Origin of the sequence: Brevundimonas sp., assembly GCF_051858995.1 — a bacterium.
Lineage (GTDB): Bacteria > Pseudomonadota > Alphaproteobacteria > Caulobacterales > Caulobacteraceae > Brevundimonas.
The window spans coordinates 33,238-56,047 of sequence record NZ_JBHYGN010000001.1 but is presented as its reverse complement, the minus strand read 5'-3'; the positions used below and the strand labels follow the sequence as shown (position 1 = coordinate 56,047).

The 22,810-nt window shown below is 66.4% G+C and carries 22 protein-coding genes and 1 tRNA gene; 14 read left to right on the top strand and 9 right to left on the bottom strand.

All coding sequences use genetic code 11. The features are described 5' to 3' along the window. Positions 1–43 precede the first annotated feature (43 nt). The 5 genes from ACTIEF_RS00260 (at position 44) to ACTIEF_RS00240 (ending at position 3,542) form a co-directional block, all read left to right on the top strand. A complete protein-coding gene (locus ACTIEF_RS00260; RefSeq protein WP_439470177.1) occupies positions 44–748 on the top strand; it encodes a response regulator transcription factor in 705 nt (234 codons plus the stop codon). After that, on the top strand, positions 717–2,351 hold the full coding sequence (locus ACTIEF_RS00255) for a sensor histidine kinase (protein WP_439470176.1): 1,635 nt from the start codon (positions 717–719) through the stop codon (positions 2,349–2,351). The genes ACTIEF_RS00260 and ACTIEF_RS00255 overlap by 32 nt, the downstream gene beginning before the upstream one ends. After that, the gene (locus ACTIEF_RS00250) at positions 2,348–2,773 is read left to right on the top strand and encodes an HPr kinase/phosphorylase (RefSeq protein WP_439470175.1); all 426 of its coding nucleotides are present in this window, start codon (positions 2,348–2,350) and stop codon (positions 2,771–2,773) included. The genes ACTIEF_RS00255 and ACTIEF_RS00250 overlap by 4 nt, the downstream gene beginning before the upstream one ends. Positions 2,774–2,862: 89 nt before the next feature. Further along, the gene (locus ACTIEF_RS00245) at positions 2,863–3,267 is read left to right on the top strand and encodes a PTS sugar transporter subunit IIA (protein ID WP_439470174.1); all 405 of its coding nucleotides are present in this window, start codon (positions 2,863–2,865) and stop codon (positions 3,265–3,267) included. Next, positions 3,264–3,542, top strand: coding sequence for an HPr family phosphocarrier protein (locus ACTIEF_RS00240; protein ID WP_439470173.1), 279 nt, complete (start codon positions 3,264–3,266; stop codon positions 3,540–3,542). Before ACTIEF_RS00245 ends, ACTIEF_RS00240 begins: the two co-directional genes overlap by 4 nt. A 4-nt stretch (positions 3,543–3,546) precedes the next feature. Here the strand turns inward: ACTIEF_RS00240 and trhO are convergent, their stop codons facing one another. Together trhO and ACTIEF_RS00230 are read right to left on the bottom strand one after the other, a co-directional pair. After that, entirely contained in the window at positions 3,547–4,521 is a 975-nt protein-coding gene (gene trhO, locus ACTIEF_RS00235) for an oxygen-dependent tRNA uridine(34) hydroxylase TrhO (protein WP_439470172.1), read from the bottom strand. A gap of 74 nt (positions 4,522–4,595) precedes the next feature. Continuing rightward, positions 4,596–4,671, bottom strand: a tRNA-Ala gene (locus tag ACTIEF_RS00230). A gap of 161 nt (positions 4,672–4,832) precedes the next feature. Between ACTIEF_RS00230 and ACTIEF_RS00225 the strand changes: the two genes are divergently transcribed. From ACTIEF_RS00225 to hisS, 5 genes are all read left to right on the top strand, one after another. Beyond that, entirely contained in the window at positions 4,833–5,138 is a 306-nt protein-coding gene (locus ACTIEF_RS00225) for a YggT family protein (RefSeq protein ID WP_439470171.1), read from the top strand. Between the two features lie 127 nt (positions 5,139–5,265). Then, positions 5,266–6,144: a 3-hydroxybutyryl-CoA dehydrogenase gene (locus ACTIEF_RS00220; RefSeq protein ID WP_439470170.1), complete on the top strand. Its 879-nt coding sequence runs from the start codon at positions 5,266–5,268 to the stop codon at positions 6,142–6,144. Continuing rightward, the gene (locus tag ACTIEF_RS00215; protein WP_439470169.1) at positions 6,141–6,704 is read left to right on the top strand and encodes a phthalate transporter; all 564 of its coding nucleotides are present in this window, start codon (positions 6,141–6,143) and stop codon (positions 6,702–6,704) included. Before ACTIEF_RS00220 ends, ACTIEF_RS00215 begins: the two co-directional genes overlap by 4 nt. 76 nt (positions 6,705–6,780) lie before the next feature. Further along, positions 6,781–8,040, top strand: a complete 1,260-nt coding sequence (locus ACTIEF_RS00210) for a DUF418 domain-containing protein (protein ID WP_439470168.1) — start codon at positions 6,781–6,783, stop codon at positions 8,038–8,040. A 38-nt stretch (positions 8,041–8,078) separates the two neighbouring features. After that, positions 8,079–9,557, top strand: a complete 1,479-nt coding sequence (gene hisS, locus ACTIEF_RS00205; RefSeq protein ID WP_439470167.1) for a histidine--tRNA ligase — start codon at positions 8,079–8,081, stop codon at positions 9,555–9,557. 281 nt (positions 9,558–9,838) lie between these two features. On the opposite strand, the gene ACTIEF_RS00200 is transcribed toward hisS, so the two are convergent. From ACTIEF_RS00200 to ACTIEF_RS00175, 6 genes are all read right to left on the bottom strand, one after another. After that, on the bottom strand, positions 9,839–10,423 hold the full coding sequence (locus ACTIEF_RS00200; protein ID WP_439470166.1) for a hypothetical protein: 585 nt from the start codon (positions 10,421–10,423) through the stop codon (positions 9,839–9,841). Positions 10,424–10,474: 51 nt separating this feature from the next. Further along, positions 10,475–10,648 (bottom strand): hypothetical protein, encoded by a 174-nt coding sequence (locus tag ACTIEF_RS00195; RefSeq protein WP_439470165.1) that lies wholly within the window; start codon positions 10,646–10,648, stop codon positions 10,475–10,477. A 242-nt stretch (positions 10,649–10,890) separates the two neighbouring features. Next, positions 10,891–11,406 carry a hypothetical protein gene (locus ACTIEF_RS00190; protein WP_439470164.1) on the bottom strand — a complete coding sequence of 172 codons (516 nt, stop codon included), beginning with the start codon at positions 11,404–11,406 and terminating at the stop codon, positions 10,891–10,893. Positions 11,407–12,075: 669 nt separating this feature from the next. Continuing rightward, complete coding sequence (locus ACTIEF_RS00185) at positions 12,076–12,249, bottom strand: hypothetical protein (RefSeq protein ID WP_439470163.1); 174 nt, start codon at positions 12,247–12,249, stop codon at positions 12,076–12,078. Further along, positions 12,246–13,169 (bottom strand): IS1595 family transposase, encoded by a 924-nt coding sequence (locus ACTIEF_RS00180; protein ID WP_439470162.1) that lies wholly within the window; start codon positions 13,167–13,169, stop codon positions 12,246–12,248. The genes ACTIEF_RS00185 and ACTIEF_RS00180 overlap by 4 nt, the downstream gene beginning before the upstream one ends. A gap of 115 nt (positions 13,170–13,284) precedes the next feature. Then, a complete protein-coding gene (locus ACTIEF_RS00175; protein WP_439470161.1) occupies positions 13,285–15,408 on the bottom strand; it encodes a M13 family metallopeptidase in 2,124 nt (707 codons plus the stop codon). A gap of 154 nt (positions 15,409–15,562) precedes the next feature. On the opposite strand from ACTIEF_RS00175, the gene ACTIEF_RS00170 reads away from it, so the two are divergent. Both ACTIEF_RS00170 and ACTIEF_RS00165 read left to right on the top strand, forming a co-directional pair. Beyond that, positions 15,563–17,410 (top strand): cation:proton antiporter domain-containing protein, encoded by a 1,848-nt coding sequence (locus ACTIEF_RS00170; RefSeq protein WP_439470160.1) that lies wholly within the window; start codon positions 15,563–15,565, stop codon positions 17,408–17,410. A 204-nt stretch (positions 17,411–17,614) separates the two neighbouring features. Beyond that, a complete protein-coding gene (locus tag ACTIEF_RS00165) occupies positions 17,615–18,280 on the top strand; it encodes a TetR family transcriptional regulator (RefSeq protein ID WP_439470159.1) in 666 nt (221 codons plus the stop codon). A gap of 124 nt (positions 18,281–18,404) precedes the next feature. Here ACTIEF_RS00165 and ACTIEF_RS00160 read toward each other — a convergent pair whose 3' ends face one another. Further along, positions 18,405–19,526 (bottom strand): Rieske 2Fe-2S domain-containing protein, encoded by a 1,122-nt coding sequence (locus ACTIEF_RS00160; protein ID WP_439470158.1) that lies wholly within the window; start codon positions 19,524–19,526, stop codon positions 18,405–18,407. Between the two features lie 115 nt (positions 19,527–19,641). Here ACTIEF_RS00160 and ACTIEF_RS00155 point away from each other — a divergent pair, with 115 nt between their 5' ends. Then, a complete protein-coding gene (locus ACTIEF_RS00155) occupies positions 19,642–20,583 on the top strand; it encodes an alpha/beta fold hydrolase (RefSeq protein WP_439470157.1) in 942 nt (313 codons plus the stop codon). 120 nt (positions 20,584–20,703) lie between these two features. Beyond that, positions 20,704–22,806, top strand: a complete 2,103-nt coding sequence (locus tag ACTIEF_RS00150) for a transglycosylase domain-containing protein (RefSeq protein WP_439470156.1) — start codon at positions 20,704–20,706, stop codon at positions 22,804–22,806. Positions 22,807–22,810: the final 4 nt, after the last annotated feature.

Below are 22,810 nucleotides of genomic sequence, written 5' to 3'. Positions count from 1 at the left end.
TGCGTTGATGACGCACACGACGAGCCTGCAAGGAGAAGCCGATTTGGCCAACATCACCCTGGTCGACGACGACGAGAACATCGTTGCGTCCGTGTCGCTGGCCCTCGAAAGCCACGGCCACAAGATCACGGCCTACCACGACGGCGCGTCCGGACTGGAGGCGCTGGAGACCTCGCCGCCCGATCTGGCCATCCTCGATGTGAAGATGCCCCGCATGGACGGCATGGAGGTCCTGCGCCGCCTGCGTCAGACCTCGCAGATCCCGGTCATCATGCTGACCTCGAAGGACGAGGAGATCGATGAGATACTCGGCTTCAACCTCGGCGCCGACGACTACATCCACAAGCCGTTCAGCCAGCGCCTGCTGATCGAGCGGGTGAAGGCCCTGCTGCGCCGCACCGGCGCCGACGGCGGCGAGCCCGAGCCGAACGCCGAGAATTCGAACAAGGCCATCAAGCGCGGCAAGCTGACCATGGATCCGGCGCGCCACGAGAGCACCTGGGACGGTCGTCCGGTCAAGCTGACCGTCACCGAGTTCCTGCTGCTGCAGGCCCTGGCCCAGCGTCCCGGCTTCGTAAAGAGCCGCGACAACCTGATGGACGCCGCCTACGACGATCAGGTCTATGTCGATGACCGCACCATCGACAGCCACGTGAAGCGCATGCGCAAGAAGTTCCGGGTCGTCGATCCCGAGTTCGACGCGATCGAGACCCTGTATGGCGTCGGATACCGTTACCGCGAGAGCTGATCCGGCCAAGGCCGGGGAGGACCGCCCCCGCCGACCCAAACGGTTCGGCGGGTCGCGCCTTGGCGGCCTGATTCTCGCGCTCAACCTGCTCAGCCTGCTGATCCTGTTCGTGGGCGCCCTGCTGCTGAACGAATGGCAGAGGGGGCTGATCGAGTCGCGGCAGGAGACGCTGGCGGCCCAGGCCGAGCTGCTGGTCCGGGTGCTGGGCGAGCCCCAGATCGGGGTCACGCGCGGCGAGCCCATTCCCTCGCTGGATCCCATCGAGGCCAGCCGCTGGCTGCGCGACAACTTCATTCCGGCGGGCCAGCGCGCCCGCCTGTTCGACGTGGACGGCATTCTGGTGGCCGACAGCTACTGGGTGACCGAGGCCATTCCCGGCGAACCCCTGCCCGCCGCGCGCCCCGCCGGCTCGCCCGTGCCGACGCCGGACGAGGCCGAGACCGCCGGCGACGCCCAGAAGGTTGAACGCGCCCGCATCGCCCTGGCCGCTGAGGTCGAGGGCGCGCTGGAAGGCGTCCCGCAGGCCGATATCCGCACCAACGAGACCGGCGACCGCGTGGTCTCGGTCTCCATTCCCGTGCGCCACGTGCAGATGGTGCTGGGCGTGCTGACGCTGGAAGCCGGGGACGTCGACGAGACCATCGGCGCCCAGCGCCGCGCCCTCATGCCCTTCGCCCTGGTGGCGCTGGCGGTGAACCTGCTGGGCTCGCTGCTGCTGCACCTGTTCGTCGCCCGCCCGGTGATGCGCCTGTCGGCCGCCGCCGACGAGGTCCGCCTGCAGCGCGCACGCGCCATCTCCCTGCCCGACCTTGAAGGCCGCAAGGACGAGATCGGCGATCTCGCCCGCTCGCTGGAGTCGATGACCGAGACGCTTTCGGCCCGAATGGACGCCATCGAGGCCTTCGCCGCCGACGTGTCGCACGAGATCAAGAACCCCCTGACCTCGATCCGCTCTGCGCTGGAGACACTGCCGCTGGTCAAGACCGAGGCCCAGCGCGAGAAGCTCACCGCCTTGCTCCAGCAGGACGTGCGGCGTCTGGACCGGCTGATCACTGACATCTCCAACGCCTCGCGCCTGGACGCCGAACTGAACCGAGACCGGCCGCGCACCATCGATCTGACCACCCTGCTGGCCGATATCGTCAGCGTCTATGACGCCGGACGGAAGCCGGGCGAGGCGCGGGTGGTCTTCACCCCGCCCGAGGGGGATCACGCCTTCGTCGTCGGCCGTGACGGTCCGCTGGGGCAGGTGTTCCGCAACCTGATCGACAACGCCCGCTCATTCAGCCCGCCGGATGGCGAGGTCCGCCTGACCCTGCTGCGCGACGACATCGACGAGCGCGCGGTCCACGTCCGCATCGAGGACGACGGTCCGGGCATCCCGCCGGAAAACCTCGAGACGGTGTTCGAGCGGTTCTACACCTCGCGTCCGCGTGGCACGGCCTTTGGGGCCAACTCGGGCCTCGGCCTGTCCATCGTGCGTCAGATCGTCGAGGCGCACGGTGGCACGGTCCGCGCCGAGAACTGTCCGGGCGAGGCGGGTCCCGCCGGGGCCCGGTTCGAGGTGGCCCTGCCCGCCGCCCCCGTCGCCCGCCGTCCGTGACCCAGCCTGTCCACGCCACCGTGGTCGCCCACTGGGCCTCGGGCCGCGGTTGGCGCGCCGCCGCCCTGTTCGGCCCGCCGGGCGCGGGCAAGAGCGATCTGGCCCTCCGGCTTATGGGCGCCGGCTGGCGGCTGGCGGCGGATGACTATGCCCATCTGTTCGCCGCCTCGGGCCGTCTCTACGCCCGCGCGCCACGCACCATCGCGGGCAAGATCGAGGTGCGCGGGGTCGGAATCGTGTCCGCCGGCACCTTGGACCTGGCCCGGGTGGTGCTGGCCGTCGAGCTGGCTCCGGAACCGGTCGAGCGGCTGCCGGACCCCGCCCTGAAGCGGGTTCAGGGGGTCGATCTGCCCCTGCTCCGGCTCAATCCGCGAGAGGCTTCCGCGGGTGAAAAGGTCGCGGCGGTCATCGCCCGACTTTAACCCGGCGCGGAGTTGGGCTATTCCGCGCGGCCTGCGGTCAGCTCAGGAAGCGACCGGAACGCGGGGGCGCAAGTCTTGGTGAAGCCTTCATGATCGGGCTGGTGATCGTCACCCACGGAGGGTTGGCCTCCGAATTCCTTTCGGCCATGGAGCACGTCGTCGGCCCCCAGCGGGGCGTCGCGGCCATCTGCATCGGCCCGGAGGACGATATGGAGCGCCGTCGGCGCGACATCGTCGATGCCGCGCGCGCCGTCGATGACGGCGACGGCGTCATCCTGCTGACCGACATGTTCGGCGGCACGCCGTCCAACCTCGCCATCTCGGTGATGGAAGAGACCCACGCCGAGGTCATCGCCGGGCTGAACCTGCCCATGCTGATCAAGCTGGCCAGCGTCCGCGGCCGCGAGCCGCTGGAATCCTGCGTCGCTCATGCTCAGGACGCGGGCCGCAAATACATCTCCGTCGCCAGCTGGGTCCTGCAGGGCGAGAAATGACCGACACCATCAACACCACCGTCGGCATCTGCAACCAGCGCGGCCTGCACGCCCGCGCATCGGCCAAATTCGTCAAGCTGGCCTCGACCTTCGACAGCGAGATCCGCGTCACCCGCGATGGCGTCACGGTCAACGCCCTGTCGATCATGGGCCTGCTGATGCTGGGCGCCGGCAATGGCTGCGACGTCCACATCGAGGCCGAAGGCCCCGACGCCGCCGAGGCCATCGAGGCCCTGTCCGACCTCGTGAACCGGAAATTCGACGAGGATCAGTAGGCCGTCAGGCCTTTGCTCGATCCGGCAAGACCGCGCCGACGTGGTCGATGCCCAGCTTCTCAGCGATTTCCATCTGCCGCGCCCGTTCGGCGTAGCGGTCACGCTGTTCCGGCGTGCGGCTGTCGTGGCAGCGTTCGCAGCAGACCCCCTCGACATACAGCGGTGAGGCGCGCCCCTCGGCGCTGACCGGCATGCGGCAGCCCCGGCACAGGCTGTGACTGCCTTCGGACAGGCCGTGGCCGACCGCCACCCGCTCGTCGAAGACGAAGCACTCGCCACGCCACAGGCTCTCGGGTTCGGGCACGGTCTCGAGATATTTCAGGATGCCGCCCTCGAGGTGAAACACCTCCTCGATCCCCTCGGCCTTCAGGAAGGCGGTCGACTTCTCACAGCGGATGCCGCCGGTGCAGTACATGGCGACCTTCGGCGGGCCCGATCCTTCTCTGGGCCGGTCCAGCAGGGCGCGGCCCTCGGTGCGGAACCACTCCGGAAAGTCGCGGAAGCTGCGGGTGTTCGGCTGGATCGCGCCTTCGAAGGCTCCGACGGCGGCCTCGTAGTCATTGCGCGTGTCGATCACGAGGGTGTCCGGATCGGCGATCAGGGCGTTCCACTGGTCCGGCGGGACATAGGTCCCGGCGTCGCTGGCCGGATCGAGGTCCGGCTCGCCCATGGTCACGATCTCGGCCTTGATCCGCACCTTCATGCGCCGGAAGGGTGGCGTCTCCGCCGTGCCGAACTTCAGTTCCAGCCTGTCAAAGCCGGGCAGGGCTCGAATGCCGTCCAACACCCGATCCACGGCCTCGGGCGGACCGGCGATGGTCCCGTTCAGCCCCTCATGCGCGACCAGCAGAATGCCGCGCACATCCGGCGCGCACAGCGCCTCCAGCGCGTCGCGCACGGCCTCGCGATCCTCGATCCGCGCGAAACGATACAGGGCGGCGACGCGAAACGGAGCGGCGGGGGAAGGGGACAACGTCATGGACTAGATCCGGACCCGCAAGGTCCTGCCTGCCTGTCTTTCCATCCTTCGAAGCGCGCCAGCGCGAAGAAAGATGGTGGAGCCGAGGGGAGTCGAACCCCTGACCTCGTCATTGCGAACGACGCGCTCTACCAACTGAGCTACGGCCCCCCGAAACCCACGGAACGTAAGGGTGCAGGCGAGCGGGCGACATACGAGCGGCGGGCAGGTGGTGTCAACTGTCGTGGCGCTGATCGTCGCGGATCAACGCGAATCCTTGGACAGCGAACGGCGACGCGTTAAAGGCAGGGCTTCAACGCGGGAGACGCCCCTTGGGTTACGCCATCGTCTGGCTGGTCAACACCATCCTGTCGCTCATGACCTGGGCGATCATTCTGTCGGCTATCCTCAGCTGGCTGTTCGCCTTCGACGTCATCAACAACCGCAACCGGTTCGTGAACCAGCTGGCGATGTTCCTCGATTCCGTGACCGGGCCGATTCTCGCCCCGTTCCGCCGGGTCATTCCGCCGCTGGGCGGTGTCGATCTCTCGCCGGTCGTGGCCATCCTGACGCTGCAGTTCCTCGGGATTCTCTTCAACCGGATGAGCGCGCCCTTCCTGATCGCCCTGCTGGGCTGAGGGCGCGGCGCGGAGGTCACGCCGGAGCGTCTTCACCGTTTAGGGGACGTTCCGCGCTTGCACCGTTCGGCGACCGTCCTAAGGTGCCCGCCCACGGGGCCGCTGGCCTGACAGACGACCGGACTTCATGACCACGATCAAGACAGTCGCCATCATCGGCGCGGGCCAGATGGGCGCGGGGATCGCCCAGACGGTGGCGACGGGCGGCTATGACGTGAAGCTCTACGACGCCGCGGGCGACCGCGTGCCCCAGGCCATGGGCGCTATCGCGGCCAGCCTGTCGCGCCAGATCGCGCGCGGCCTGACGACCCAGGCGGACGCCGACGCGGCCTTGGCCCGCATCGCCGCGGTCGGGTCGCTGGCCGACGCCGCCGAGGCTGATCTGGTCATCGAGGCCGCCGTCGAGGACGAGACGGTCAAGAAATCCATCCTCGCCGATCTGGTGCCTCTGCTGGGCGCCGACACCCTGCTGGCGTCAAACACCTCGTCGATCTCGATCACCCGCCTGGCCTCGGCCACGGATCGGCCCGAGCGCTTCATCGGCCTGCACTTCATGAAGCCGGCTCCGGTTATGAAGCTGGTCGAGATCGTGCGCGGCATCGCCACCTCGGCCGAGACCTATGAGGCCGCCGTCGCCTTCGCCGAGTCGCTGGGCAAGACGACCACCAATTCCGAGGACTTCCCCGCCTTCATCGTGAACCGCATTCTGGTCCCGATGATCAATGAGGCGATCTACACCCTGTACGAGGGTGTCGGGAACGTCGCCTCCATCGACAAGGCGCTGAAGCTGGGCGCCAACCATCCGATGGGTCCGCTCGAACTCGCCGACTTCATGGGGCTGGACGTCGTCCTGGCCATCATGAACGTGCTCTACGACGGTCTGGCCGACAGCAAGTACCGCCCCTGCCCGCTGCTGGTGAAGTATGTCGAGGCGGGCTGGCTGGGCCGCAAGTCGGGCCGCGGCTTCTATGACTATTCCGGCGAAACGCCGGCGCCGACGCGATGATCCCCCGTCTGGAGCGGCCCGAGGACTTCCCGGGACAGCAGCGCGTGGTCTGGCGGCGTGAGCCGCAGCGCACGGTTCTGGCCGCCCTGCTGGGCGTGCTTTGGCCGCCGCTGTGGGCCACCCTGTTGATCTGGCCGCCGCACAACTGGATCCCCGGTCTGGAGATGGACTGGCGGCTTCAGGTCATGCTGATCGGCCTTCTGGTCATGCCCGGCATCCTGTGGCTGCTGGCGCAGGAGACCCGGCGTTCGGGCCGCCCGGCGACCCGGCTCGGGGTCATCTGGCGCTTCATGTTCTACGGCGGCCTGATCGCCGTGGCCCTGACGGTCGTCTTCGCCCTGGCCCAGGTGGTCCTGCAGTGGATGAACGCCGCCAACATCGGCGAGGGCGTCGGCAGCAGCCAGACGACCCTGCTCATCTACGGCGTCGGCGGTCTGCCGCTGGCGGTGGTCGTCGGCGTGGCCTACGCCCTGTGGGCCGGGCTCTGCGTGGCCTTCATCGCCTTCTCGCCCCAGCCCGAGGTGCGCGATCGCCTCGGCGTCATCGGCGGCGAGCGCTGATTTATTACCTCGAATTGGTTTGACGCTTCTCGCGTGACGCGCAACCTGCGCGAAAGCCACGCTCGGGGGGATGACCATGGCCGCAACCGACGCCCAGACCGGCGGGAGTCCGTCACCGGCCCGTTTGGCGCCCATCGCGGTCAAGGATCGCATCTTCACCCTCGACATGCTGCGCGGCTGGGCGATCCTCGGCATTCTCGCGGTCAACGCCATGGCCTTCGCCTGGCCCATTGCGATCGAGATGGATCCGTCCCTGGCGCCGCCCTGGCCGCATGATCACGCCAACATCCTCGGCGAATGGGCCAAGGATGTCTTCTTCCAGGACAAGTTCCGCTCGTTGTTCTCGATGCTGTTCGGGGTGTCGATCTTCCTGATCGGCGGGACCCGCTTCGATGAGGCGCGCGGTCCGCTGCTGCTGCGCCGCCTGCTCTGGCTGGGCCTGTTCGGCCTGATCCACGGCTTCGCCCTGTGGTTCGGCGATATCCTGCTGCACTACGCCTACACCGGCCTGCTGGTGATGCTGGTGCGGTCATGGTCGTCGCGCGCGCTGATCTGGACAGGCGTCTCGCTGAATCTCGTCTTCGGCCTGCTGTCGGCGGTGACGGCCCTGATGACGGGCCTCTTGCCCGGCGCCGGCCAGCAGCAAGGCGGCAATCCGTTCGGCACGACGCAGGATCAACTCATGCAGATCATCCAGGCCTATCAGTCCGGCTGGCCGGGCGCGCTGATTGAAAACTTCAAGTCGGCGGTCATCCTGCAACTGGTGAGCCTGACCCTGGTCCCGGTCACCGCGGGGCTGATGATCCTGGGGATGGGGCTGTTCAAGGCCGGCTTCCTGAGCGGACGGTCGCCGACCTGGATCTATGTCCTGCTGCTGCTGATCGGCGGCGCCAATCTGGCGGCCTTCGCCTGGTACGACTGGCAGTTCTACGCCGCCCCGCACGGCGCGCCGGACCCAACGAAGGGGATGGCGGGCGTCCTGGGCAGCTTCGCGCCCCTGATCACCCTGGCCTATGTCAGCCTGCTGATCCTGATGACCCGCTTTGGGCTGAAGATCATCACCGGCGTGTTCGCGCCGGTCGGGCGGATGGCCTTCACCAACTATCTGACCCAGACCCTGATCATGACGACCCTCTTCTACATGCCGTGGGGGCCGCACTGGTTTGGGACCATCGAGCCGGGACGGCTGTGGCTCGTCATCGGCGCGGTCTGGCTCGCCCAGCTGATCTGGTCGCCCCTGTGGCTGTCGGTCTTCACCATGGGCCCGTTTGAATGGCTCTGGCGCTGCCTGACCTATTGGCGCTGGGTGCCGCTGAGGAAGACAGCAGACGCCTGATCGTTGCCCGCGCGCGGGCTTTGGCTTAAGCGCGCGGCATGACCGACAACGCTCCTGCCCGCCCTGAAGCCCGGAACCCGCGTGGGTTCGCCGACCGTCGCGGCCGCGACCTGGTGGCCGAGCGCCGCCTCGTCCAGCGGGTGTCCGAGGTCTATGAGCGCTGGGGCTTCGAGCCGCTGGAGACCGGGGCCTTCGAATACGCCGACGCCCTGGGCAAATTCCTGCCCGACGCCGACCGTCCGAACGAAGGCGTCTTCGCCCTGCAGGACGACGACGATCAGTGGATGGCCCTCCGCTATGACCTGACCGCGCCCCTGGCCCGGTTCGCGGCCCAGTCGTGGGAGACCCTGCCCAAGCCCTTCCGCCGCTACGCCTTCGGCCCCGTCTGGCGCAACGAGAAGCCCGGCCCCGGCCGCTTCCGCGAGTTCGTCCAGTGCGACGCCGACACCGTCGGTTCGGATCGCCCTGAAGCGGACGCAGAGATCATCGCCATGGCCTGCGAGGGGCTTCAGGCCGCCGGTCTGGCGCCGGGGCAGGCGGTGATCCGCGTTTCGAACCGCAAGCTGTTCGACGGCCTGTTCGAGGCGGGCGGCGTCACCGATCCGATCCAGAAGCTGACGGCCCTGCGCGCCATCGACAAGTTTGACCGTCTCGGCTGGGAAGGCGTCTCGGCCCTGCTGGGCGAGGGGCGTCTGGACGAGTCCGGCGACTACACCAAGGGCGCGCAACTGCCGCTGGGCGTCGCCTCGACCATCGAAGCCTTCCTCGCCTCGGCGGGCGACGCGGCCCTCGGCCGGGCGGAGACGCTGGAGGCCGTGGCCCGCGCGGGCGGGCTGGGCGCCGTCGGCGAGGCCGCTCTGGAAGAACTGGCGGCCATCGACCGGGCCCTGAACGCCATGAAGGTCGGGCAGGACGCCGTCCGCTTCGACCCGACCATCGTGCGCGGGCTGGAGTACTACACCGGCGCCGTGTTCGAGGCCGAACTGCTGCTCGAGACCACCGATGAGAAGGGTCGCGCCGTGCGGTTCGGTTCCATCGGCGGCGGCGGTCGCTACGACGATCTGGTGGCCCGCTTCACGGGCGAGCGCCTGCCCGCCACGGGCTTCTCGTTCGGTGTCTCGCGTCTGGCCTCGGCCCTGCGCGCCGCGGGCCGCGGGGACGAGGATTCCGTGCGGGGCCCGGTGGTGGTCATCGTCTTCTCGGAAGCCGACATGCAGCACTACCTCGATGCGGTGTCCGAACTGCGCAACGCCGGGATCGCGGCCGAACTGTACCTCGGTCGGGCGGGCATGAAGGCCCAGATGAAGTATGCGGACCGTCGCGGCGCCCCCGCCGCCATCATCTTGGGCGGGGACGAGATCGCGGCCGGGACGGTGACCATCAAGGATCTCGACGCCGGTCGCGCCGCCGCCGCCGGGGTCACCGACAACGAAGCCTGGAAGGCCGAGCGTCCGGGCCAGCAGGTGGTGGCTCGCGCCGAGCTTGTGGCCACGGTCCGGGGTATCATCGGTTCCTGACGCACAGCTTTGTGAGTTATCGCTGATAAGTAAGTAAATTCCCCTGTTCGCGTCAGGGTCTTGATTGACTTGAGAGGGAAATTGTCGTCTTTCTGACGCACTCGGGAAGCGCAGCGTTTCGACGCAGCAGCCGCCCGGAGGCGTTTCGGGGAGGAAACGTCCGCTCGACAAGAGCGAAAGAAAGCCCGCCGCGATGTATCCCCCGCGGCGGGCTTTTTTATGGGACCTATATACGTGTGTGACCCGATCGAATTCGAGTCTCCCATTGGACCCGACGAGCTTCATTCCATGGAGGACGTTAGCTGGTCCATGAAATCATCCCGCATCAACTCGGTGGCAAAGCGTTCAGGAACACCAACCGTCGTTGCCAAGACCGCTATGCTCATCGTCTTGGCGTCTACCGCACGCTTGTAAGCACTCCTGTCCGACTCTGGACATAGTGCCCCTAGGGCGCGCCAAACGGCCTTCTGCTCTGCTCGGTACTGAGGAGAGATGTTCGCGCCAGGATTACCAAAGCGGTCCGCTTGACGCTCTAGCTTCTCGCCGGTGTCAGCCTTTTCCTCTGCAGTATCGAAGACGTGCATGAGTTCTTTGGTGAACACGAGTCGGCGCCAGTTCGCACCCTCTGGTCCCTTCACCATCTGTCGAGACAGCACGATAAGCGCTTGATGCTCACTTATCTGAGGCGGACCCGCAAAAGGCCCTTCAAGGAAAAACCCGCGCAATCCCATCTGGTCGACAGCGCCGGACCACTGCTCGTTGATATGCGTGAAATCGGAAAACTTCACCGCCAGCTCTTTGAGCCAGTTCGTGCTTATGCGGCCGCCTTGGGCCTGAACTTGTTCGTAGAGAAGAGTGTAAGACATAAAAAAAGCGCCGGTTGCCCAGCGCTTTCCTTACAACCTGCGTGCTAGCGGTCAAGCTTCACAAATGTCATCCGCAGGGTTCGCCGCTTCGGCGAAGAACTTGTTGACTTCACGGGCCATGTCCTCACCAGAGGCGTCCGCGTTCCAGCCAGGGAAGAACTTAATGTTCTTGACCTGATTGTCATCGAACAGCCGCCGCTTCAGGGCCTCTAGTTCGATATGCATAACTCTCTCCCTTCAACCCTATCCAGGGTCTAGCGCTGTTTGCCGTCCCGGCAAAAAATGGAGAGTCGCCTTAAGGGTTCCCTAAAATACGACGCTCCGTGGCGCGGTACATAATCGCAATAATGCGTTTACGCAACGCGCTACATGACCAATGGTATGCGCTAACCGCGTTGAACGCCACATGAACGTGTATGGGTAACGTCGAATTAATCAGCGAAGTGACTTCGAAGTTTTAACGCTTATTATCGCCGCACGCACGCCTCGCGGACCGCCCCCACAGCCTCTGCACCATCACCCAGATCGAAAGTGAAGTCGTGAGCCACGTTGTAGCTGCTCACGCGCATCACGAGCTGCTGCCCACCCGCTATGGCATCCAACAGGCGGCGCGGATTGTCTTCTGAGGTGACGTTCGGCATCCCGTAAGGGGCTTCCCATCCTTCGCTTCGGATCGCCGAACCGTCTACGCGCCACGACACATCGTTCAGGTGGGTTCCGAAGTAGGCTCCCGGCCACGTCACATAGACGATTATCGACCGGCCTTGGCACTTCAGCATCAGAATGCCGGGCACCGGCCTCCCCGTGCTGTCAGTCACCTGATTTGTGGACAGCAGCGTACGTGTGACGGTCCGCCTGCCGTCCAGCGGCGCGGTCTCATCGCTGGCCTGCCAAGCGCCGACAGGCGAGGTGCTTTCAGGCGTGGTCGGTGGCTTCGGGTCCTGCGCCAGCACAGCGACCATGAGGGCTACCGAAACAACCATGACTCTTCCCCGTGTCTCGCCCGGGCTGGCGCCGGGACGGTTGAACACGCGCACACAGGGAACGCGCCTCCCGTATTCCCTACGGGAGGTGTTGTATTTCGGGAGCCGCCCGACAAAGCGGGGCTCCTGTGTTCGCGGTGTGCGCGGTCGCGGGCGGTGTTCAAGCCGAGCCGCAACGAGCGGGACTATGGCGCCGGGGTGAGGCGCGGTCGAGGGGCGAAGTTATTCACAGCTACCGAACGCGCCCGCTGGATCAGCCACATCTCGGCTACGGTGCCGGAAGGGTGGTGACAAATACTCTCCGAGGTGGTGATTACCCTTCAACTTCAATAGCTTAGGCGCGACAGCGCTTTCAATTATTGGTTGTACGTGATGGGGGAGCTTTGCTGCGGCTCAGGAGGCATCGACTATGGATTAACGACACCTAGAAACGACGAAAGCCCCCGCTTTCGCAGGGGCTCCCTCGTCTCGCACGTTGCCGCGCAGAGATAGCTTGAACACCTAATTCTCTCGCGGCGACTAATTCCCGTCAACCCCTTTGATGGAGATTGTGCCGATGGCGACGCGTAAACGCGCTCGCGTGCAGGGCTATCGACAGATCAGGCAGAGCGGAAAGATCGTATCCGTCCGCACTCACTGGTCGCCGAAAGTCCGTCCGCACCGACTTCTCTAATCGTCCTTCTTCGGGGCGCCCGTCTTGAGCTTCGGCTCCGGGCGGGCGCCCTTCTTCTTTTGGCCGGGAGGCGGCTGAACCTCCTCCGGCTTGGTCTGGGCGAAGCGCCTTAGGGCCTCGTCGAAGTCCATGTCGATGAAAAGGGGGCGCTCCACGTCCTTGGCGTTCATGAGATCAGCACCTTGTAGGGCAGCGGGCCTTCCGACCGGCGCAGTAGGTCGTTGACGATCCCGCCGACGCTGAGTTCCCGATTGTTCAGGCGATAGGTCATCTCACCGACGTAGCGGTTTAGATGCTTCGGCGAGATCCAGTGGTGGACGCCGATGATCTGCCGCTTCAGCAAGGCCCAGACGCTCTCAATCGTGTTGGTGTGGTTGTGACCGTCGATGACGTACCGACCGCTCATGTGGTGGTTGGTGTGGTGAGCGTATTCGTCGTTCAGTCCGCGATATGACGAGTGCTCGTCGGTGTAGAGGTTCGCCCCCTTCTCGACGTGCTCCCTGACGACGCCTTGCAGCGTGGCCCGTCGCGTGTCCGGCACAACGCCGGCCCTGATCTCCCCGTTGCGCTGGACCATGCCGAGCACCACCGTCTTGCCGACGATGCCGCGACCCTGGTTCAGCTTCTTGGACTTGTGCTTGTTGGACTCCCGGCCGCCGACGAAGGTCTCGTCCACTTCGACGCTGCCCGACAGAGGGCCGTTGAAGCTGTCCGTTCGCGCCGCATGGCGGAGTCGGTGCAGCACGAACCATGCGGTCTTCTGCGTGATGCCCAGGTCGCGCGCCAGCGTGGTCGAGGCGATCCCCTTGGGGTGGTTGGTGATCATCCAGATGGCCGCGTACCAAGTGCGCAGCGGCAGCTTGGTGTCTTGGAAGATCGTCCCGACCTTGATGCTGAATCGCTTCCGGCAGGCGTAGCACTTGTGGGTGTTGGTCCCGACCAGCGTCCCAATCCGCTTCTCGTCAGCATTGCCGCACAGCGGGCAGAACTTCCCACGCGCCCACCGGATCGAAGTCAGGTGGTCGATGGCGGCCTGTTCCGTGGGGAAGGCCTGAAAGAGCTGCACTAGGTTGTCGAACTGCTGGATCACGACGGTCTCTCCTTACCGCCGCTTATACCTCATTGGGTCACACACGTATATAGGTCCCAAAAGAAAGGCCGGAGCGTCGCCGCCCCGGCCCTCATTCATCGTCTATGCGATCCGCTTACCAGATGCGGACGCGGTCTTCCGGAGCCAGATAGTACTTGGTCCCCGGCTGGACGCCGAACGCTTCGTACCAGGCATCGACGTTGCGCAGCGGGCCGATGACGCGGAACTCCGCCGGGCTGTGCGAGTCGGTGTCGATCTGCTGGCGCAGGGCGGCGTCGCGGTACTTCGATTGCCAGACCTGGGCCCAGCCGTAGAAGAAGCGCTGGTCGCCGGTCGTGCCGTCCAGCACCGGGGCGGGCTGGCCGTTCAGCGACAGGTGGTAGGCTTCCAGACCCACGGCCACGCCGGCGGCGTCGCCGATGTTCTCGCCCATGGTCAGACCCGGACGGACGCGGAAGCCCGGCAGGGGCTCGAACTGGCCGTACTGCTCGCCCAGACGCCCGGTCAGGGCTTCGAAGGCGGCGCGGTCGGCAGGGGTCCACCAGCTGCGCAGCACGCCGTCGCCGTCGGACTTGGAGCCTTGGTCGTCGAAGCCGTGGCCGATCTCGTGGCCGATGACGCCGCCGATGCCGCCGTAGTTGACGGCCGGGTCAGCGGTCGGATCGAAGAACGGCGGCTGCAGGATCGCGGCCGGGAAGACGATCTCGTTGTTGGCCGAGTTGTAATAAGCGTTCACGGTCTGCGGGGTCATGCCCCACTCGGCCTTGTCCACCGGCTGGTTCAAACGGGCCAGCTGGTAGTTCCATTGGAACAGGCCCGCGCGCTCGCCATTGCCGAACAGGTCGTCCGGGCGGATCTCCAGCGCCGAGTAGTCGCGCCACTTCTCGGGATAGCCGATCTTGACCGTGAATTTGCGCAGCTTCTCTTCCGCCGCCGCCTTCGTCTCGGCGCTCATCCAGGTGTAGTTGCGGATGCGGTTGGCTAGGGCGGTGCGCAGGTTGGCGACCAACTGCTCCATCTGGGCCTTGGACTCGGCCGGGAAGTATTCGGCGACGTACTGGCGACCAACGGCCTCGCCCAGCATGCCTTCGGCGAAGCTGATGCCACGCTTGTCGCGCGGACGCTGCGCCGGCTGGCCCTGCAGATCGCGCGAGCGGAACTCCCACTGGGCGTCCGAGAAGCGCTGCGACAGGCGACCGGCCGCGTCGTCAGTGGTGTGGAAGGCCTGCCAGGCCTGGATCACCGCGATCGGAGTCTCGGCGTAGATGGCGGCGATCTTCGGCATGGCCGTGTCCTGACGGACGATCAGGCGCGGCACTTCACCAACGCCGACGGCGGTGTAATAGGCCTGCCACGGGAAGCCCGGGGCCTCCGACGCCAACTGCGAGATGGTGTACTCGTTGTACGTCTCATCGCGGTTGCGGTTCTGCTCCGGGGTCCAGTGGGCCTCGGCGATCCGGGTCTCGAAGGCGACGATGTCCGCGGCCGACTGTTCCGGGTTGGCCCAGCCGATCATGCCCAGCATGCGGGCGACGTAGGCCTGATACAGGACCTTCTTCTCGGCCCAGCGCTGCTCCAGATAGTAGTCGCGGTTCGGCAGGCCGAGGCCCGACTGGCCGGTCGACACGGCGTACCGGGTCGGCGCCTTCTGGTCGATGGTGATGCCGGTGCCGAAGATGGACGAGCCGATGCGGCCCTGGGTCTGACCCATGTAGACCGCGGCCTTGTCATGGGTGTCGGCGGCGCGGATGGCGGCCAGGTAGGGCTGCAGCGGCTGGGCGTCCAGCGCCTCGATGCGCGCCACGTCCATATAGGAGCGGTAGGCGTCGGCGATCTTCTGCTCGTCCGAACCGGCGGCCAGATCAGTGCGGGCGACGAGGGCGTCGATCATGCCCTTCACGCGGTTGTCCGACAGTTCGCGCAGGAGGTTGAACGAGCCGTACGAGGTGCGATCCGACGGGATCTGCAGGCGGTCGATGGCGGCGCCGTTGGCGTAGCGGAAGAAGCTGTCGCCGGGGTTCACCGAGGTGTCGCGGCCGTTGAGGTCGAACCCCCAGGTCCCGTAGCGGGGGGCGACAGTGCCCTGGTAGCCCTGCACCGCGGCGCCCTGGGCCGGAGCCTGGAACAGTTCAAAGATCGTGCACGCCTCGTCGATGCAGGCGTGGTCATGATCCTGGGCCTGGGCGGCGGCAGGCACGAGCAGCGCGCCCAGGGCGGCGCCGATAAGCAGCTTCTTCATAGGAGATTTCCCGACTTCTCTTCACCAATCTGGAAGGGTCGGGGCGGACCCTACGCCCGCTTCAGAGGCTGTCGCCTGAAATTTTTGTCATGAATCGACGGAAACCCAGACGGGGTGGCGTTTCAGCCTGTAGGCTGAACCGTACGGAGGGCGAATGGCGACTCACGGCGGCGGCGGCGAATATAAGGACCTTGTGGTCTTCCTGGCGGCGGCCGGGGTGGTGGTTCCCCTTTTCAACCGGCTGAAGATCAGTCCGGTTCTCGGCTTTCTTGCGGCGGGCGTTTTGCTGGGGCCCGACGGCCTTGCGCGTTTCGCCGAGACCATACCGTGGCTGTCGTGGCTGACCATATCGGACGCCAACCAGATTCGCTCGCTGTCCGAACTGGGCGTGGCCTTCCTGCTGTTCATGATCGGTCTGGAGCTGTCGTGGGAACGACTCAAGGCCATGCGGCGGCTGGTGTTCGGTCTGGGGCTCAGTCAGGTGGCGGTCTGCACCGTGGGTCTGGCGGCGGTCTTCATGCTGATGGGCCAGCCGCTGGTCTCCTCGGCCGTGCTGGGGATGGGGCTGGCCCTGTCTTCGACCGCGGTGGTCATGCCGGTGCTGGCCGAGCGCGGACGGTTGGGCGGCGCGGCCGGACGCACGACCTTCTCGGTTCTGCTGGCGCAGGATCTGGCCGTGGCGCCGATCCTGATCACCGTCACTGTGCTGGCGGCGCTGGCGCAGGCGGGCTCGGCGGGCGGTGAGTTCGATCCGGCGGTGCTGGGCCCGGCGCTGTTCACCCTTGTGCCCGCCGCCATCGGCCTGGCCCTGCTGGTGGTGCTGGGACGGCTGGTGCTGCGCCCCTTGTTCCGCTCCGTCGCCAAGGCGAGGGCGCAGGGTCAGGGGCAGGAGATGTTCGTGGCCGCCTGCCTTCTGGTCGTGGTCGGCGCGGGCGTGGCGGCGCAGGCGGCGGGCCTGTCCATGAGCCTCGGCGCCCTGATCGCAGGCCTGTTGCTGGCCGAGACCGAGTTCCGCCGGGCGGTCGAGGTCTCCATCGACCCGTTCAAGGGCCTGCTGCTGGGGGTCTTCTTCGTCGGCGTCGGCATCGGTCTGGACCTCGATGCCGTGGCGGCCGACCCGGCGGCGGTGTTCGGGCTGGCCATCCTGCTGACCCTGCTCAAGGCCGGACTGATCTACGGCGTGGCCCGGGCCTGGGGCGTCAAGAACCGGACGGCCATAGAGACAGCTCTGGTCCTCGGCCCGGCGGGCGAGTTCGCCTTCGTCATTCTCGGCGCGGGCATGGTCGAGGGCATCGCCTCGCCCGGATTCACCGGGACCGTGATGCTTGCTGCAACGATAAGTATTTTTACTGTTCCCTTGATGGCGATGTTTGCGGATCGACTGACGCGACAGGGCGATGTCTCAACGCCTGATCTTCCGACCGAAGCGTTGGAATTGCCGTCGATTGACGGTCAGGTCCTGATCGTCGGCTTCGGCCGGGTGGGGCGTCTGGTCGGCGAATTACTGGCAGAACACGGACAGAATTTCGTGGCTGTTGATGCGAATGCCGCGACCGTCGCCAAGGGACGCGCCGAAGGGTCGAATGTCTTCTACGGCGACGCCGGTCAGACCGAGCTTCTGGAGCGCTGTGGCATCGAAAAGGCCCGCGCCATGGTGGTTACGATGGATGCGCCCGCGAAAGTCGACGAAGTTGTGAGCGCGGCGCGCTCGCTTCGGCCGGATCTGATCCTGATCGCCCGAGCCCGAGATTCGAAACACGCGGAAAGATTGTATAGGCTGGGCGTGACCGATGCGGTTCCTGAGACGACCGAGGCCAGTTTGCAGCTCGCGGAAAACACTCTGGTCGACCTCGGCGTGCCGATGGGTCTGGTCCTTGCCTCGATCCACGAACGGCGCGACCGGTTCCGCAAATTGTTCCAGGACGCCATGCCGGAAAGTAAAGGAGAGCGTCGTCCCCGCGCCCTGAGGTCAACAATTCGGCGCGGCGCAGCGACGGAGTAGCAAAGCTGCGCCGTTAACCCAGCAACTATCCCCACTGTTAACCTGTGCACCCCAATTTGGTCATCGTTGCGTGATGAGTGCCCACCTTCGCCGGACCACGGTCGGGCCGGGCGCTTCTCCCGGGCGCTTTCCATCCCTGCCTTTGTGGCGTTCTTTCACTGCCGGCGGTCCTCCCCCCGCCGCTTAGTCGAGTAGCCGTTTTATATGCGAGACATCGCCCTGAGCTCCGCCCAGACCGCCTCCGAGATCGAGGCTGAAGCCCCCCGCCTGAACCGCCGCCAGGCCGCCAAGGTCCGGACCCGCCAGAAGGTTCTGGACGCAGCGCGCACCCTCTTCGCCGAGCGCGGCTATGAGCCGGCCACCATTCGCGACATCGCGAAGGGCGCGGGCATGTCGACCGGCGCGGTCTTCGCCAACTTCCAGGACAAGGCCGAACTGTTCGAGGCCGTTCTGGCCGAGGACACCGCCCGCCTGGCCGACTCGCTGAACGTCGCGGTCGCCGCCGAAAGCACCCTGCGCGGTCGCCTGCTCGCCGCCCTGACCGCCGCCTACCACGCCCAGCTGGAGCACCTGCCGCTGGTTCAGGCCGTGGTCGCCCGCTCGTGGTTCCAGCCGGTCGCCGCCGAGATGCGCAGCCGCGCCGCCCTGCGCCCGGTCACCGGCGTCATCAGCGACGTGCTGCAAACCGGCGTCCGCGAGAACGAACTGCATCAGGACGCCGACATCCGCCTGCTGAGTGAGCTGGTCTACGTCGCCTACGTCGGCAACTACCGTCACGCCGCCTATGACGGCTGGGGCATCGAGCAGCTGACGACCCAGATCGGCAAGCAGATCGACCTGATCCTCGCCGGCGTGCTGAGCCGCCAGTAAGCGGACGAGAGACTGAAAATGATAAGGCCGCGTTTCACCCCGCGGCCTTTTCTTTTGTCTGCGCTGCATAGCGCTCAAGCAGCGAGCGACCGCGTCGCGAGCGATAGCGCCTCAATAAAAGGCTTCAGCTCTTCCAGCGCAGGGTCGTGGGCTTCACCGGATTGACGAACGGTCGGCCCTCGGTACGGCTCTTGATCCATTCGCGCTTCAGCTGCTGGTACCATTTGGCCTGTTTGTCGGCGTCGTCGATCCAGATCAGGGCCGGATCGTAGCGCAGGCCTTCGTTCTGCAGGTTCACCATGCCGCCATCCTGTTTGAGGAAGGCGACGACCCCCATGCGCAGGAAGGGCCGGATCAGGTCGAAGATCCAGTGATCCGACCAGAAGATCTGGGTGATGCGCGTCTTCGTATCGGTGATGGGGGTCAGGCAGGTCAGGGCCAGCACCTGCTTCTCGCCGACCTGGATATGCTCCCAGCGGTAACCGGGCAGGCGGAAGGTGATCTCGGTCGCCGGGGCGCCGCCCAGGATCTTGTAGGCGCGGCTGTTGGACGAGGGCGCGTGGCGCACCATCGAGAAGCCCTGCTCGCGCGGTTCAAACGCCTTGGCCTTCTCGTGCATCGAATGCTCGGAGCGCCACCACCATTGCTGATGGACGAAGGGACCGTGGGCCGGGTCCATCAGGCCGACGACCGCATGGTCGATATGGCTGTCGAAATCCATCCACTCGACCAGTTTGGCGCCGCCGCCGACCACGCCGGGGAACTGGGGCGGCTCGTGATCGGGCTCGCTGGCGTTACGCGGATCGGCGCTGACCCAGACAAAGACCAGTCCCTGGCTTTCACGCACCGGATAGGATCGCACCTTGATCCGCTCGGCCTCGAAGGCCTGCGCCTCGACCAGCGAGGGAATGTTGGCGCAGACGCCGTCCGGCCGGAACCGCCAGCCGTGATAGGGGCACTCGACCGTCTCGCCTTCGCCGGGCTTGTTCACCACCCGTCCAGCGGAGAGCGGCGCGGCGCGGTGGGGGCAGATGTCGCGCATGGCGAAGACCTGCCCAGCCTTGGTCCGCCCAATCAGCACCGGCTCGTTCAACAGCTCATGGCGCTTCAGCGACTCCGGCTTCACGTCACGCGACAGGGCGACGAAATACCAGGCGTCGGTAACGAAGCCCTTGCCGAAAGCGGTCGGCGGAGCCTTGGCTTCAGGGGCGTTGGGGGAAACCGGAGCGGGATCGGCGAGGGTCATGCGCCCTCTTTAGCGCCGCCGTGTCGGGAAGTCTTGACCGCCTGCATCCAATCGCGCCTCCTGCGGCGACCAGAGGGTAACAGCGGGCGCAGGGCTCGCCTCCGGGGGAACCTCCATGAAGACCATGACCGCCGTCGCCGCGCTCGCCGCCTGTCTGTCGCTGGGTCTGGCCGCGCCTGCCTTCGCCCAGGAGCACGGCTCACACGGCGCTCATGCCGCGCATGGCCACCAGCACGCCGAGTTCGAGTCGGGTCGTTTCCATGTCCGTATCGACGGGCCTGAGCATCCGGTGGGCGACATCATCCTGATCCCCGGCCTGACCTCCTCGCCGGAAATCTGGGACGGCCTGACTGACGAACTGAAGGGCCGCTATCGCGTCCACCGCGTCCATGTGCAGGGCTTCGCCGGCGCGCCTGCCGAGGACAACGCCACCGGACCTGTGGCCGCGCCGGTCGCTGAGGACCTAGCCCGCTATATCGCCGAGCAGAACCTGAACAAGCCGGTGGTCATCGGCCACTCGATGGGCGGGACCATCGCCATGATGCTGGCCGCCCGTCACCCGGACAGCGTCGGCAAGCTGATGGTCGTGGACATGGTGCCGTTCATGGGCGTGATGTTCGGCCCTCCGGGCACGACCGCTGAAAGCGTCGCCCCCATCGCCGATCAGGTCTACGCCGGGATGTCGTCCAGCCCGCGCGAGGCCTACAACGCCCAGGCCACGGCCTCGATCAACGGCATGATAAACACTGAGGCCCTGCGCGCCGGTCCGATCCGCGACATGGAAACCAGCGACCAGCAGGTGGCCGCCTCGTCGTTCCGCGAGCTGATCGTGACCGACCTGCGACCGGAACTGTCGCGCATCACCGCCCCGACCGAGGTGCTGTACGTCAAGTTCAACGATCCGCGCATGACGCCAGAGATCACCGACGCCATCTACCGGATGTCCTATCAGGGCCTGTCGGGCGTCGAGCTGAAGCGAATCGACAACAGCGCCCACTTCATCATGCTGGATCAGCCCGCCGCATTCGCCGCCGAGGTGAACGCGTTTTTAGAATAGTGGCCTGAAAGGTCATCCTTTCGGCGGAAATCGCCTTCACGGTCCCGTGAAGACAGGCGGGGCGTTTGCGTGCACCGTACGATGGGCTAAGGCCCGTCTACGGGTTGGGTGAGGTTTTAGATGGCCGGTGGCTTCAGCTTCGGACGTGGCGGCGGTGACAAGCCCGCCCGTACGCCATTGCAGCGCGTGCTCTACTGGGGCGCGGTGCTGGGCGTCTGGGGCGCCATCTTCCTGGTCGTCTTCTTCGCCGTGTTCGCGCGCGACCTGCCGGACACCTCGACCCTGTACAATGTCGATCGCCAGCCCTCGATCACCTATCTGGATCGCAACGGCGCCCTGATCGCCGTGCGTGGCACGCAGCAGGCCCCGCCCGCGGACCTCGACGCCCTGCCCGACTATGTCCCGGCGGCCTTCATCGCCATCGAGGATCGGCGTTTCTATCACCACCCTGGCTTCGACCCTGTCGGCATGAGCCGGGCGGCGGTGTCCAACATGCGCGCCGGGCGCGTGGTGCAGGGCGGTTCGACCCTGACCCAGCAGCTGGCCAAGAACCTGTTCCTGTCACCGGACCAGAACCTGAAGCGCAAGGTCCAGGAGCTCATGCTGGCCGTGTGGCTGGAGATGAAGTTCTCCAAGAAAGAGATCCTCGCCCTCTACCTGAACCGCGTCTATTTCGGCGCGGGCGCCTATGGCATCGAGGCGGCTTCGCAACGCTATTTCGACAAGAGCGCCAAACAGCTGACCGTCGGCGAGGCGGCCCTGCTGGCGGGTCTGCTGAAGGCCCCGTCCCGCTACTCGCCGGTGTCCGAGAGCGAGCGGGCGGCCAATCGTGCCACCGTCGTGCTGAACGAGATGGTCGACGCCGGCGTCATCACGCCCGAACAGCGTGCTCAGGCGGTGACCGAGCCGGTCCGCGTCTCGCGCACCCTGGCCACCCAGCACGCCCAGTACTTCATCGACTGGCTGGACAAGCAGATCCGCGAACTGGTCGGCGAGCCGACCGAGGACATGATCGTCGAGACGACGCTGGACCTGACCCTGCAGACCCAGGCCGAGCGCTCGGTGCGCCGCATCCTGGATCGCGACAAGTCCAAGGGCGTCGAACAGGCCGCGCTGGTCGCGCTGGACGGCGAGGGCCGGGTGCGCGCCATGATCGGCGGCAGCTCCTATGCCGACAGCCAGTTCAACCGCGCCACCGAGGCGCGTCGTCAGGCCGGTTCGGCCTTCAAGCCCTTTGTCTATCTGACGGCGGTCGAGAGCGGCTACACGCCCGAGACCCGGGTCAATGACGCCCCGATCCAGATCGGCAACTGGTCGCCGCGCAACTACTCCGGCGCCTTCAACGGCGAGATGACCCTGGCCAACGCCGTGGCGCAGTCGACCAATACTGTCGCCGCCGGGGTGGCCGACCAGATCGGTCGTGACAACGTCGCCCGCACCGCCCGCCGTCTGGGCGTGACCAGCCGGATCGGTTTGGAGCCCGCCATGGCGCTGGGCGCGGTCGAGGTCTCGCCCATCGAGATGGCCCAGGCCTATGATGCCTTCGCCAACGGCGGCCGCCGCGTCGAGGCCTACGGCATCAGCCGCATCCGCACTCCGCAGGGCCGGGTGATCTACCAGCGCGCCAGCCGCTCGGATGGGCCGGTGCAGGCGATCACCAACCCCTACCTCTACTACATGAACCAGATGCTCCGGGGCGTGGTCACCTCGGGATCGGGCCGCTCGGCGGCCATCGCCGGGCGCGACCTGGCGGGCAAGACCGGCACCACCTCTGACTACAAGGACGCCTGGTTCGTCGGCTACACCGGCGGCTTCGTGACCGCCGTCTGGGTCGGCAAGGACGACAACACCCCGATGCGCGGCGTGACCGGCGGCTCGTCGCCCGCCGCCATCTGGAAGGGCTTCATGGAGGCGGCCCTGCCGCGCCTGAGCGCCCCGGCCATCCCCGCCGGACCGCCCATGCCGGAAGGCTGGACGCCGCCGAGCCCGGTGGAGAGCCTGATCGGGCAGATCGGCGACCTGTTTGGCGACAACCCGCCGGGCGATGGCAACGCCGATCCGCTGGATGAGCGCCTGATCGATCCGGCGCCGGCCCAGCGGCCGATCGCGCCGAACCGGCCCGAGCAGCAGCCGGTGGTCCGTCCGACCCAGCCCCAGCCGCAGCGGGAAGAGCCTCGTCCAGAGCCGACACCCGAGAAGAAGGCCGATCCGCTCTTCTTCTGAGGCG

Bases quoted from the DNA above. Each gene is read 5' to 3' on its own strand.
- ACTIEF_RS00255 (WP_439470176.1), top strand. From the start codon at position 717: ATGGCGTCGGATACCGTTACCGCGAGAGCTGATCCGGCCAAGGCCGGG.
- ACTIEF_RS00245 (WP_439470174.1), top strand. From the start codon at position 2,863: ATGATCGGGCTGGTGATCGTCACCCACGGAGGGTTGGCCTCCGAATTC.
- ACTIEF_RS00240 (WP_439470173.1), top strand. From the start codon at position 3,264: ATGACCGACACCATCAACACCACCGTCGGCATCTGCAACCAGCGCGGC.
- trhO (WP_439470172.1), bottom strand. From the start codon at position 4,521: ATGACGTTGTCCCCTTCCCCCGCCGCTCCGTTTCGCGTCGCCGCCCTG.
- ACTIEF_RS00220 (WP_439470170.1), top strand. From the start codon at position 5,266: ATGACCACGATCAAGACAGTCGCCATCATCGGCGCGGGCCAGATGGGC.
- ACTIEF_RS00215 (WP_439470169.1), top strand. From the start codon at position 6,141: ATGATCCCCCGTCTGGAGCGGCCCGAGGACTTCCCGGGACAGCAGCGC.
- ACTIEF_RS00210 (WP_439470168.1), top strand. From the start codon at position 6,781: ATGGCCGCAACCGACGCCCAGACCGGCGGGAGTCCGTCACCGGCCCGT.
- hisS (WP_439470167.1), top strand. From the start codon at position 8,079: ATGACCGACAACGCTCCTGCCCGCCCTGAAGCCCGGAACCCGCGTGGG.
- ACTIEF_RS00200 (WP_439470166.1), bottom strand. From the start codon at position 10,423: ATGTCTTACACTCTTCTCTACGAACAAGTTCAGGCCCAAGGCGGCCGC.
- ACTIEF_RS00195 (WP_439470165.1), bottom strand. From the start codon at position 10,648: ATGCATATCGAACTAGAGGCCCTGAAGCGGCGGCTGTTCGATGACAAT.
- ACTIEF_RS00190 (WP_439470164.1), bottom strand. From the start codon at position 11,406: ATGGTTGTTTCGGTAGCCCTCATGGTCGCTGTGCTGGCGCAGGACCCG.
- ACTIEF_RS00185 (WP_439470163.1), bottom strand. From the start codon at position 12,249: ATGAACGCCAAGGACGTGGAGCGCCCCCTTTTCATCGACATGGACTTC.
- ACTIEF_RS00175 (WP_439470161.1), bottom strand. From the start codon at position 15,408: ATGAAGAAGCTGCTTATCGGCGCCGCCCTGGGCGCGCTGCTCGTGCCT.
- ACTIEF_RS00170 (WP_439470160.1), top strand. From the start codon at position 15,563: ATGGCGACTCACGGCGGCGGCGGCGAATATAAGGACCTTGTGGTCTTC.
- ACTIEF_RS00165 (WP_439470159.1), top strand. From the start codon at position 17,615: ATGCGAGACATCGCCCTGAGCTCCGCCCAGACCGCCTCCGAGATCGAG.
- ACTIEF_RS00160 (WP_439470158.1), bottom strand. From the start codon at position 19,526: ATGACCCTCGCCGATCCCGCTCCGGTTTCCCCCAACGCCCCTGAAGCC.
- ACTIEF_RS00155 (WP_439470157.1), top strand. From the start codon at position 19,642: ATGAAGACCATGACCGCCGTCGCCGCGCTCGCCGCCTGTCTGTCGCTG.
- ACTIEF_RS00150 (WP_439470156.1), top strand. From the start codon at position 20,704: ATGGCCGGTGGCTTCAGCTTCGGACGTGGCGGCGGTGACAAGCCCGCC.